The sequence below is a fragment of the uncultured Legionella sp. genome (assembly GCF_937871865.1).
Taxonomy (GTDB): domain Bacteria; phylum Pseudomonadota; class Gammaproteobacteria; order Legionellales; family Legionellaceae; genus Legionella.
The window spans coordinates 40,631-52,834 of sequence record NZ_CALMPD010000152.1; the positions used below are offsets into that span (position 1 = coordinate 40,631).

A 12,204-nucleotide genomic window follows, 5' to 3' on the forward strand; every position below is an offset into this window, starting at 1 on the left:
CAACACATTGGGATTTAAATCGGCAAGCACACAGCCCTTCTCCATCGCTTCAGCCACCATCTGCCCCACTTGATGATGCGCGTCTCGAAAAGGCACTCCCTGAAGAATTAAAGCCTCCAGCATTGCTGTAGCATTAAGAAATCCGCTGTTTGCTTTCAACGCCATGAGTTCCGTATTAAACTGCAGGCTCTCTAAAAATGGCGGTAAGATGCCAAGGCAGGAAATTAAGGTGTTAACCGTATCAAACAAACCTTCCTTGTCTTCCTGCATGTCTTTATTGTATGCAAGAGGTAAGCCTTTTAACACGGTCAAGACACCTAAAAGATGACCAAATACTCGCCCTGATTTACCTCGTACCAACTCCAGAATATCCGGATTTTTCTTATTGGGCATTAAAGAAGAGCCGGTAGCAAAAGCATCATCTAAAGTTATAAAACCAAATTCCTGGGTTGCCCAAAGAATCAGATCTTCCGCTAATCGAGACAGATGCACCATAAGAATGGAGGCAGCACTGCAAAATTCCATGATAAAATCTCTATCACTGACCGCATCCAGGGTATTGTTTATAATGCCACTGAAACCCAATGTTTGTGCAACCCAGTTTCGGTCCAGAGGCAAACTGCTCCCTGCTAGCGCTCCAGCTCCCAAAGGGGAAAAATTCATGCGTTGTCGCATGTCTTCAAAACGACTAATGTCTCTCACCAGCATGGAAAGATAAGCATCAAACACCCATCCCAAAAAGATAGGCTGAGCCTGCTGCAAATGAGTATAGCCCGGCATAGGATCATCAGCATGTTTCACTGCCAGTTGGTGCAATACATCTCTTAGCATATGCAGCATGCTTATTATATTTGAAGCAACTTCTCGAGTATAAAGCCTTAGGTCGAGAGCCACCTGATCATTACGACTGCGCCCGGTATGCAGTTTTTTTCCTGTCTCCCCGACTTTAGCAATGAGCACGTGTTCAATGAGCATATGAATGTCTTCAAAGCCATCATCCAGAACATGCTGCCCTTGTGCTAATTCATTTTTAATCTCTTCCAATGCACTAACAATTGCCTCGGACTCGTCAAGGCTAAGAATTCCCTGACGGGCAAGCATTCTGGCATGAGTCTGGCTTCCCAAAATATCATAAGCATACAGTACATGATCAAAAGCTAAAGACGCATTAAATTGTTTTGCTAAAGGATCCAGCGCTTTTTTAAATCGTCCTCCCCAGGTTTTATTGCCCATCATATTCTCCTTTATGTACCATGCCATATACTTTTGCCGGCAGGGAAAATAAATTAATAAATCCTTCCGCATCATGCTGGTTGTATACAGAGTCCTCTTCAAACGTAGCAAGGGCTGGCTGATGCAAACTAAAGGGCGAGTGCATGCCGCAGGATATAATGTTTCCTTTAAAAAGCTTGAGCTTTACCGTGCCGGTAATATGTTGCTGAGTCACATGAATCAATGCATCCAGCGCTTTTTTGGTTTGACTAAACCAACGGCCTTCATAAACCAGATTGGCATACTCTCCCAGCAAAGAATGTTTCAAATGCATGGTTGCTCTATCAAGACAAAGACTTTCCAGAAGATGGTGTGCTTTATACAGCACTGCCGCAGCGGGAGCCTCATATACGCCTCTTATTTTCATCCCGACTAAACGATTTTCCACAATATCAGCAACACCAATCCCATGTAAGCCTGCCTTATGATTGAGGGTATTGAGCAGCTCAACAGGATTCAGACTGATGTCGTTTATTGCTACCGGAATGCCCTGTTGAAAACCGATAGTAATATATTCCGGCGCATCAGGTGTTTGTTCGATAGGATTTGTCATTAATAACAAATCATCCGGCTGCTCCTGAGCGGGATCTTCTAAAACACCTCCTTCGTGAGAAAGATACCAAATATTCTGATCGCGGGAATAAGGTGATTTTGGCGTTACTGGTATCTCGATATCATGCAAAATGGCGTAATCAATGGCCTGTTGTCGGGATTTGATTTCCCAACTTCGCCAAGGAGCAATAATTTGCAGCTTAGGGACAAGAGCCTTAATCGTATATTCAAAACGCACCTGATCATTTCCCTTACCGGTAGCTCCATGAGCAATAGCATCTGCCTGTTCAAGCAAGGCAATTTCAACCAGTTTTTGCGCAATTAATGGCCTTGAAATAGTGCCTAAAATATATTGCCCCTCATACAGGGCTCCGGATTGAACCAATGGCCAAAGATAGTCAGTAACAAATTCATGCTGGACATCAAGAAGGTAAGCCTTAATCGCCCCGCTTTTTATGGCCTTATCTTTAATAGCAGCCAAATCTTCCTTTTGTCCCAAATCACAAATGACCGCGATAATTTCAGCATGCTGATAGTGTTCTTTGAGCCAGGGAATCATTACCGAAGTATCCAAACCACCTGAATAGGCCAAAATAATCTTTTTAATTTCTGCTGTCATCATTAACTCCTGATAGTATATGTTTCATATGGTGAACGGGATGTTCCAATTCTGCTGGATTAATATCTGCAACCAGTGCTCCGTCTTTAAGGACCAACAGCCGGTCAGTAATGCGAGTTAAAAACTCCAGATCATGAGAAGTGATGATCATGGTGACTCCCATGGCATTCACTTTCTTAAGCAGGCAAAGTACGTCTTCCGTCATGGCAGGATCCAAACCCGATGTGGGTTCATCACAGAGCAGTAATGCGGGTTTCATCATTAAACTTCGTGCCAAGGCCACACGTTGCTTTTGTCCACCAGATAGTTGGTGCGGATAAGCGTCTGCTTTATCCGCGATACCTAAAGCCTCTAATAGACTGGTTGCTTCTTCATGATGGCTTTTGTTTTTTTGGTGTAATCCTGGCGCATAAATCAGATTTTTGAGTACGGTCATGTGAGGAAACAATTGAAAATCCTGAAACATAAAACCACAGGCGCCATCTACGTGAATGACTCCTGAACTCAAGCTATCCAATTGTTGAATGCATCTTAAAAAAGTAGATTTTCCACTACCAGATGGACCTGCGAGACCTAGAATAGTATTAGGCTCCAGATGCAGATTAATATGATGCAAAACTACCGTCTCCCCAAATTGTTTACACGCTTTAGTTACAGTTAACATGGGCATCTCCTTTGGCAATGTGTTTTCCCAGATACTCAATGAATAAAACCAAGGCATAGTAATAACAACCCGTAATACATAAGGGCAAAAAATAGGTGAAATGTTCTGATGCTGTTGCTTGCGCCTTCCGCATTAAGTCCATCCCTCCTATAGTAGATATCAAGGCTGTTTCCTTTGCCAAAGCGATGGTTTCATTAATAAGGGCTGGCAGAATATTTTTTATTACCTGTGGCAAAATAATGTCTTTCCATAAATAGAAACTGGATATCTGTAATGTGGCTGCTGCCTCAAACTGACCTTTGGGTAATTGCTCGATGCCTGATCTTAAAATTTCAGCAATGTAGGCTGAGCTGTTCAAACCAAAAGTGATGATGCCTGCTGTCAGGATGTCAGGCCTGATTCCAGTTAACCCTGGTAAGGAAAAATAGATAAAGCTCAATTGCAAAATAACAGGAGTGCCTCTTATTATCGAAATGAACTGATTAATTATTCCTTTGGCACTATTTTGATATCTTAGAATGGCCAATCCCACCCCCAGAATAAATCCGGTACACATTCCACCTACTAACAGCTTTAAAGTAAGAAAAATTCCTGAACCAATAAACAAGAAATATTCGGTTATTTGTTCCATTGGTTATTCTCCAGCCATTTATTCTGTAATTTTTGTATCTCGCCTGTTGCTTCAAGGCTCTTTAACGCCAGATTAATTTCAGCAGTTAGCGTTGCATTTTTTTGTAAGGCAATTCCGTAGCCATCTTCCGCCTTGGCAATTAAGGCATAAGAAAGACCATGATTTTTCTTACTAAAAACAGGTGTTTGAGCCCCATCCAGAATCACCGCATCGACATGCCCTGCCTTTAATGCTTCTATAGCCTGATTGTTATTGTCCAGAAGAGTAAGCTCAGCAGTTGGCACTTGTTTTTTCACCCAGAGCTCCATAGTAGTTCCTAATTGACAAGCAATTTTTTTATTCTTTAGCGCTGCGAATGAATTGGCAGGATTCTCTTCTTTAAATACAGCAGCTATGCCTTCAAAATAATAAGGACTACTGAAATCCATATTTTTTTGACGCGCTGTTGTAATAGTAATGGTTGATATCGCCATATCCACCTGTCCTGATAGAACAGCCGGCAAAATACTGCTGAATTGCATGTTGTGAAACACCGCTTTTCTGCCGAGTTTTTTTGCCACCATTCGTGCTAAGTCGATATCAAACCCCTTTATTTCTCCATGTTCAGAATATTCAAAAGGTGGATATTCTGCAGAGGTCGCGAAATGGAAGGTTTTTGTGTTTTTATCTTCGCTACACCCTGATAAAAAAAGAATTAAAGATACCAAGCAACTGATAAATAATTTGCTCATATTAAATATATATCCATTTTTTATTCATTTATTCGCTATATTGATCTCGAGTTGCTATGTCAAGATCAAATGGATATAATTTCAACTTATTTGATTTTGTATTCATTCTTAACGAGGAATTTTATGTCGCGGGATAACGTACTTGACGGATTTATTTTAAATATTATTCAAGGAAATAAAATTGCAGAACAAATGGAATTACAGCAGTATTTGAAAGAAAAAGGATATGAAGTCCCCCAAGCCACATTATCGCGCCGCTTAAAAAAGCTCAACATCGCTAAAGTTTCCGGGATCTATAAAATTGTTGATTTCAAAATGTCGAATGTACCCATGGTATTAAGTATCAGTGTGTCTGAATTTGGCCTCATTGTGTTACATACAGAACCCGGAAATGCTAACGGTCTGGGTTATTTTCTCGATCACAAATACGTTGAAGCGCTTTCCTTCGAACATAAAGATTCAGGCATTATTGGAACTATTGCCGGTGATGATACTCTTTTATTGATAATAAAAAGCAAAGAGCATCTGGCTAAAGCGCTGCAACTAATCCAGGAAGAATTCCCTTACTTAACCGTGTAAAAACCAGAAAAGAAACCACTCATTTCTCAACTGGCACTTTTAGCATTTTATAGCGAGTTAAGGCGATTTGCCTCGCTATACCATGATCCACTATAGGCATAGGGTAGTCTTTTCCTAAAACCAAAGACAAAGCCTCCTTGGGAGCTGTCCAGGGTTGATGCACCCATTTGGGAGCGACATCTTTTAGTTCGGGAACCCATCGTTTTACGTATTCCCCCAAGGGGTCGAATTTTTCTCCCTGAAGTATGGGATTAAAAATACGGTAATAAGGAGCGGCATCCGCTCCAGAACCCGCAACCCATTGCCAACTGGCCGAATTATTCGCCAAATCAGCATCCACTAAAGTATCCCAAAACCAGGCAGCTCCATGTCGCCAGTTAATCATTAAGTCTTTAGTCAAAAATGAAGCCACTATCATGCGAACCCGATTATGCATGTATCCCGTTCGCCATAACTCGCGCATACCGGCATCGACAATGGGGTAGCCGGTAAGCCCTTGTTGCCAGCATTTTAATGCCTCATCATCTTCCTGCCAGGGAAAAGCATCAAATTGAGACTTAAAATTAGTCTGATCTAATTGGGGAAAATGATAGAGCAACTGATAAGAAAACTCGCGCCACCCAAGCTCCGTCAAATAGGTTTGCGCTGAAATGAGATCACAACCAGGTTGCACCATTGCCTGCTGGATAGCAAACCAAATCTGCTGTGGACTTAGTTCGCCAAAATGCAAATGAGGTGATAATAACGAAGTACCTGAGCAGGCAGGTTCATTACGCAATTGTTTATATGAGTGCAATCCTGTTTCAATAAAATGATTCAGATTGTCGCGAGCGCCTGGTTCTCCAGGTTGCCAATGAGTGGGAAATTCCCAAGCCCAATCAGGTTTTTGGGGCAGCAGGTTCCACTCTTCCAGATTATCAGAAGGAACGGAACAATTTAGCGGCCATTGCGCCACACTCATTAAGGGTCTAAGCTGTATTTGGCGTAAGCATTGGCGCCAATAGGGAGTAAAGACTTTAAAATAGTTGCCACTTTGATTCCTCACCTCCCAAGGCTCATGCAACAAGGAACCATTACTGCTTATCACTTTAACGCCTAAGGCTTTTAATTGGGCTTTGATTATTTGATCACGAGCACTGACAGCCGGCTCATAACATCGATTCCAATACACCGCCTCAATCTGGTATTGGGCAATTAACTCTTGCAACAGCACCAGTGGTTCTGCCTCACGCAAACATAAATCCAGATGTACCTCGTTGAGGCTATTGTTCAAAGAAAGCAGTGAATGATGCAACCACCATTGTTGTGCCTTCCCCATAGGTAGAACCGGATTTTTTTCCTTGATATAGAGGGGGATTAATCGTTGATGGTTGTTACATGCCTGAGTTAATGCAGGATTATCAGTACATCGAAGATCCTGTCTGAACCAGATAAGTGCTGTTGACATAGGTTCCCTATTCTATTTTTATATCCCATTTTAGAATGGGTATATGATGCATTATTCAGCTAAAGAAATGAATTTGCACGGAATTTCTCATAAACATTTTATTAAAAAATAAGCATTTTTCTTAAAAACGCGCTAATCTTAACAGTAATCCGTATTAAAAAATAAAAGATCACCATGATTACCAGCACTAATCAATTAAATGAGATTCAGCTTAAAGAATTGGAAACGTTAATGGCTCTTTGTAAAGCCGAGGACAAGAGCGTTCCCAATGTGTACACTCATATTCTCTCGCAACCCCGATCCCTTCCAGCAAGCTTGCTCTATTATGAAGATCAGCAACTCGTTGGTTTTTTAAGCGTGTATTTTTTTTATGATGCAGCGGTTGAAGTGGCATTGATGGTCCATCCCGCCAAACGCGAACAAGGAATTGCGGGAAAACTCATTGCCGACATACTGCCATTAGTTGAATACCAGGAGTTTCAAAAACTCATATTCTCCAGCCCCTCGCATCGGAACGATCAATGGCTGTTGACGAAAGGCTTTAATTACCTCCATAGTGAATATTATATGGAGCGGGATGACTTGAATCCCTTACTTACCACAAATCACTCGTTGACTTTTCGTGAAGCAACCATGGATGACATTCCAGTTCTAAAAGCCATCGATGAAGCCTGTTTTCCCAAGCATCATATAGACTCGATTGAACGACTCCAACATTTAATTGAAGGCAGAGAATATCTGATCCTGATTGTTATAAAAGACAACAAACCAATAGGCAAAGCTCACTTTCGCTGGCAGGATAAAGGGGCCTCTCTTTCTGATATTGCCATATTACCCGCATATCAAGGCAAGGGGCTAGGAACAACACTAATTACTCATTGCATTAACCTCGCTTTAATGGAGGGTAAACCGCATCTTAATCTTGACGTAGAAACCCACAACCTAAAAGCGCTGAACCTCTATTCCCGACTTGGTTTTCTTATTCAGAACGCCTGTGATTATTGGGAAATTAATATACAAAAATTACAGACTAACCAGGTTTTGTGAACGGAATCTCTAACGGACTATTACACAACGGGCCGTCTTGTTGGATATGACGTTTGCAACTTGTTCTTTGTGTCTACATACGAAAAACCAAGGTTTAGGCTTGGGTCAAAGACATACCTTAATTAGAACTTGACATAATTTAAATCTCACCTTTAGTATTGCTGATGTCTGCCTGCAGGAAGGCGTTTTATGTTAAATAAAAAGGACCATTAATGAAAAAAAGGGTTGTTATTACTGGCATGGAAATCACGTCCTCCATAGGAACTGGAATTGATAAATTCTGGAATGCAGCAATCCAGGGACAATGCGGTATAAAAAGAATTCAATCCTATGATCCATCCCCATACACAACTCAGATTGCTGGTGAAATTACTGACCTTTCGCTAACTCATTTGCCTGAATTTAATAAAAGTAAACGCTATCCTAAAGCTGCCCAGTATGCTTTGTATTGTGCCCATAGCGCCATTTCACAAGCAGGTCTTGGTTGCGAAGAGCTAGCCCATGCAGGAACTTATATAGGCACCAGCTTAGGAGGACATCCTGAACTGGAAGTAGGCTATAAAGCATTTTTTACTGAAAGCTGGAAAAAGATCCCTCCATTAAGTGTCATCAGAGGAATGCCTAACTCAGTAGCAAACCATATTGCCATAGCGTTTGGCATCGGCGGGCCTAATTCAACCATTTCTAATGCCTGTGTTTCTTCAGGAGAAGCGATAGGCTCAGCATACCAGCAAATAGCACAGGGAAATTTGTCTACAGCGCTTTGTGGCGGTACTGAATCACTGGTGTGGGAATCAGTAATGGCCGGCTGGTGCAAATTAAGAGTCCTGTCGACCAACAATGAACATCCATCACAAGCCTGCCGCCCATTTGATCTGAATCGAGACGGTATGGTTATGGCAGATGGCTCAGGTATTTTAGTACTTGAAGAACTGCAACAAGCCAAGGCAAGAGGAGCGAACATTCTTGCAGAAATTATTGGCTTTGGTGCCAGTTGCGATGCCTTTCATGTCACCGCTCCCAATTCTCAGGGGCAATCTAAAGCAATAAATGCAGCATTAAATGATGCCAGACTTTCAATAAATGATGTTCATTACATCAATGCCCATGGCACAGGCACACAATTAAATGACAGCACGGAAACAGCAACCATCAAATCAGTGTTTGGAAAAAAAGCCTATGAAATTCCTATTACAGCCCAAAAATCCATGACCGGACATTCCATTGGTGCCGCTGGCGCTATGGAAATTATTGCTACTACGCTCTGTCTGCAAAAAGAAATGTTGTTACCGACTATCAATTTACATACCCCTGATCCGGCCTGCGATCTGGATTATGTAGCTAATGTAGCTCGGGCAAAACCAATTGAAATTGCCTTATCTAATCACTTTGCCTTTGGTGGTGCAAACGCCGCATTAATACTGCGTAAATATAGAGGCTAACTTAGATTTTATTCGGTCAGGTAATGGCATCAACTGCGGGAGTTTGTGCTGCCGATCCCTTCCCACGGCCATTCATCACCATCATTTTGAATGAGCTAATGATAAAGGATCTCCCTGGATTCAGGAGATCCTTCGCTACGCTCTGGATGACGCGCTTTTAGAGTCACTGCCATTAGGGTAACGTCATCCAGAGGAGCTAGCGACGAAGGATCTCCCGGATTCAGGAGATCTTTCGCGATGCTCAGGATGACGTACTTTTCTTAACTTGGTTAGCAGTCGATTCTGAACCCAGATAGTGACGATTATCGTAGATTTACACCTTTGGCTTAAGTAAACAAATAACTCAAGCTGAATAGTAATTCATTGGTATACAGATGAGTCAGACGCGGGCCTTTAGTAATAGTTGAACCATCCTCCCCCAAATAACTCTTACCCCAATCAGCCCACTCATACCCAACGCCAATCTGCCAATGAGGGGCAAGCATCATTTGTAAACCTGCACCAAGAGTATAAGAAAAAGCAACCGTAGTGTTGTCTGCAAACCATGGAGAAGGATACACATAAGGCAGCCGTGAAAGAGTATTATAACTATGAGAGGAGTTAAACCCAGCACCGAAACTGCCGCTTAGATAAGGTTGAACCGGTTGAAACGAAACACCAATAAGCTTACCTTTCATTTCAACACGCGCATGGCTGACTTTATAATCAAAGGAGTGTACATCGGGAATACCATTTACATTGACAACCCCACTCACCTTGGCCTCACCGGCTCCGGCAACACCAAGACCCAGCTCCCCCAGTATATTGGGTTGAATCATACGCTGCAGGCCAAAAAAGAGCTCGCCACTGCCCAAAGTAGTGGTTTGAGAATGATATGAATAATGATTAAACTGAGGCAGAGGTTGCGGATAAAGATATTGATTTTGTCCTGGTGAAGCCCAGGCAGGACCGCCGCTTAAAGTAATGATAGACGACCAGAGGATCGGAATTTCTTCTTCATAAAATGGATTTAGAGCAAACGCATTCAGTGCAAAAAGAGAACCAAACCCGGCAAGTACTAATTTCCTAAACATAGATAATCCTTTTGATTTCAAATCAGCCGTCCCGATAAGCTCTGGTAACAGCCCGAATTATTTAACTATTTATTACCTGTTTTTATACCTTATTTAATTTATTTTTTCTATTGAAACACATTATATTTCAATGATTTTCCATCTCTTTTGCTGCCGAATCATGCCCCCATAAATTCAAACTGCAGGCTTATCCTCCCCCTGATTTTTTATCATCATCATGATTTTAATTTCTTATCCGTATTCGCTCGAAAATGAAGAATAAGGGGTATATAATCGTCCTATTTTGCAGAATATAAAAGGTCAATGAATGAATACCTCACTTAGTGATATCGCAAACCTGGTTCAAGGTGTAGTAATAGGCGATGCGTCCATAAAAATTGCCACATTATCGCCTATAGATAATATCTTGCCCGGGTCATTAGTATTTGCTGAGGGGGAAGAAAATATTAAATTGGCAGAACAATCCGAAGCCGCAGCTATATTGGTTGGAATGGCCGTTAGCCAGTGTAAAAAACCACTGGTTCAGGTAAAGAAACCCTTTAAGGCATTCATTCAACTACTTAATCATTTTAATCCTCCCAAAAAATCAATTGCCGGCATTCATCCGACAGCGGTTATAGGAGAAGGGGTTCAATTAGGCGAAGAAGTATTCATTGGCCCCTATGTGGTCATAGAATCCGGAAGCATTATAGGAAAAAACAGCATTCTTAAAAGCCACATTCATATTGGTCATGACGTCGTAATTGGTGAACATACCACCATACATCCTCATGTAACGATTTACGATAATACCCAGATTGGCTCAGGAGTCACCATCCATGCGTCGACAGTAATTGGCTCTGATGGATTTGGCTATACCTTTGTCGACGGCCAGCATCTCAAAGTACCTCATCTTGGACGGGTAGTCATCGGAGATGATGTGGAAATTGGGGCAAATACCGCAGTAGATAGAGCCACTATGGGTGAAACGGTTATTGGGGAAGGAACAAAGATTGATAACCTGGTTCAGGTTGCACATTCAGTGAAATTGGGCAAACACAACATTTTATGTGGTTTTACAGGAGTTGCTGGAAGCACGACCACGGGTAATAACGTCATATTCGCTGCCAATGTTGGGGTTAGCGATCATGTGCGCATCGATGATGGAGTCATTCTGGGAGCGCGTACTGGCGTACCGCCCAATAAGCATTTAAAAGAAGGAATGATTTATTTAGGCAGCCCTGCCCGTCCAAAAGATCTGGCAATAAAACATGAGTTATCAGTAAATCGAATTCCTTTAATGCGTAAAAATATTAAGTCACTGACGGAACAGATTGCATTGATTAAGAAACGATTAGCTATTCAAGAGGAGGAATAATATGAACGCTCCATTAATTCTGATTGATGGCTCATCTTATTTTTTTCGGGCATTTCATGCATTGCCTCCCTTAACAAACTCTAAAGGTCAAGCTACTGGCGCCATCTATGGGGTAGCCAATATGATTAAAAAACTGATAAAGGATTATCAGCCAGAAGAACTTGCCGTAGTATTTGATGCGAAAGGCAAAACATTCAGAGATGAATGGTACCCGGAATATAAAGCCAACCGCCCTCCCATGCCACAGGAACTAAGCTCACAGTTTCAACCGTTAATTCAACTCTTGCAGGCCATGGGCTTGCCATTACTCATTGTAGAGGGCGTTGAAGCGGATGATGTGATTGGTACTTTGGCAAAACAGGCAACAGAATTAGGCTTACCCGTGGTCATCTCAACTGGTGATAAAGATATGGCGCAGCTGGTGAATCAGCATGTATCCCTGATTAATACCATGAATAATTACAGCATGGATGTTAATGGCGTAAAAGAAAAATTCGGCGTTACTCCAGAACAGATAATTGATTACCTGACCCTGGTTGGCGATTCGGTGGATAACGTACCTGGCGTGACTAAATGCGGTCCTAAAACAGCCGTTAAGTGGCTGACTCAATACCAGACTATTGAAAATCTGGTAGAAAATGCCGATGAGATTGGTGGTAAAATAGGTGAGTATTTACGCGATTTTATTCCCCAGCTCGCATTATCGAAAAAACTGGTAACCATAAAAACTGATCTGGATCTTCCTTTATCATTAAATGAATTAAAGCCTAAGCCAGCTGATAAAGAACAA

General features: G+C 41.8%; 11 protein-coding genes and 1 pseudogene. 5 read left to right on the forward strand and 7 right to left on the reverse strand.

What is annotated here, in order from left to right:
* The 5 genes and pseudogenes from argH to Q0495_RS08385 all read right to left on the reverse strand — a co-directional run.
* Positions 1-1,233: pseudogene (gene argH / locus Q0495_RS16825) on the reverse strand (argininosuccinate lyase); the annotation flags it as partial.
* Positions 1,223-2,443 (reverse strand): argininosuccinate synthase, encoded by a 1,221-nt coding sequence (locus tag Q0495_RS08370; protein ID WP_298624949.1) that lies wholly within the window; start codon positions 2,441-2,443, stop codon positions 1,223-1,225. The gene Q0495_RS08370 and the pseudogene argH, both read right to left, overlap by 11 nt.
* Positions 2,427-3,107: an amino acid ABC transporter ATP-binding protein gene (locus tag Q0495_RS08375; protein ID WP_298624927.1), complete on the reverse strand. Its 681-nt coding sequence runs from the start codon at positions 3,105-3,107 to the stop codon at positions 2,427-2,429. The genes Q0495_RS08370 and Q0495_RS08375 overlap by 17 nt, the downstream gene beginning before the upstream one ends.
* The gene (locus Q0495_RS08380; RefSeq protein ID WP_298624929.1) at positions 3,091-3,738 is read right to left on the reverse strand and encodes an amino acid ABC transporter permease; all 648 of its coding nucleotides are present in this window, start codon (positions 3,736-3,738) and stop codon (positions 3,091-3,093) included. Before Q0495_RS08380 ends, Q0495_RS08375 begins: the two co-directional genes overlap by 17 nt.
* Positions 3,726-4,469, reverse strand: a complete 744-nt coding sequence (locus Q0495_RS08385; protein ID WP_298624931.1) for an ABC transporter substrate-binding protein — start codon at positions 4,467-4,469, stop codon at positions 3,726-3,728. The genes Q0495_RS08380 and Q0495_RS08385 overlap by 13 nt, the downstream gene beginning before the upstream one ends.
* A 123-nt stretch (positions 4,470-4,592) precedes the next feature.
* Here Q0495_RS08385 and Q0495_RS08390 point away from each other — a divergent pair, with 123 nt between their 5' ends.
* A complete protein-coding gene (locus Q0495_RS08390; protein WP_298624932.1) occupies positions 4,593-5,048 on the forward strand; it encodes an ArgR family transcriptional regulator in 456 nt (151 codons plus the stop codon).
* 19 nt (positions 5,049-5,067) lie between these two features.
* On the opposite strand, the gene Q0495_RS08395 is transcribed toward Q0495_RS08390, so the two are convergent.
* Positions 5,068-6,495: a deoxyribodipyrimidine photo-lyase gene (locus Q0495_RS08395; RefSeq protein ID WP_298624933.1), complete on the reverse strand. Its 1,428-nt coding sequence runs from the start codon at positions 6,493-6,495 to the stop codon at positions 5,068-5,070.
* Between the two features lie 174 nt (positions 6,496-6,669).
* Between Q0495_RS08395 and Q0495_RS08400 the strand changes: the two genes are divergently transcribed.
* Positions 6,670-7,542 carry a GNAT family N-acetyltransferase gene (locus tag Q0495_RS08400; protein WP_298624935.1) on the forward strand — a complete coding sequence of 291 codons (873 nt, stop codon included), beginning with the start codon at positions 6,670-6,672 and terminating at the stop codon, positions 7,540-7,542.
* A 212-nt stretch (positions 7,543-7,754) separates the two neighbouring features.
* Positions 7,755-8,984, forward strand: a complete 1,230-nt coding sequence (locus Q0495_RS08405; protein WP_298624937.1) for a beta-ketoacyl synthase — start codon at positions 7,755-7,757, stop codon at positions 8,982-8,984.
* 326 nt (positions 8,985-9,310) lie between these two features.
* On the opposite strand, the gene Q0495_RS08410 is transcribed toward Q0495_RS08405, so the two are convergent.
* Entirely contained in the window at positions 9,311-10,057 is a 747-nt protein-coding gene (locus Q0495_RS08410; RefSeq protein WP_298624939.1) for an outer membrane beta-barrel protein, read from the reverse strand.
* 307 nt (positions 10,058-10,364) lie between these two features.
* Here Q0495_RS08410 and lpxD point away from each other — a divergent pair, with 307 nt between their 5' ends.
* Both lpxD and Q0495_RS08420 read left to right on the forward strand, forming a co-directional pair.
* Positions 10,365-11,414, forward strand: coding sequence for a UDP-3-O-(3-hydroxymyristoyl)glucosamine N-acyltransferase (gene lpxD, locus Q0495_RS08415; RefSeq protein ID WP_298624941.1), 1,050 nt, complete (start codon positions 10,365-10,367; stop codon positions 11,412-11,414).
* A gap of 1 nt (position 11,415) precedes the next feature.
* The coding region (locus Q0495_RS08420) for a 5'-3' exonuclease H3TH domain-containing protein (RefSeq protein WP_298624943.1) at positions 11,416-12,204 on the forward strand (789 nt) is incomplete at its 3' end.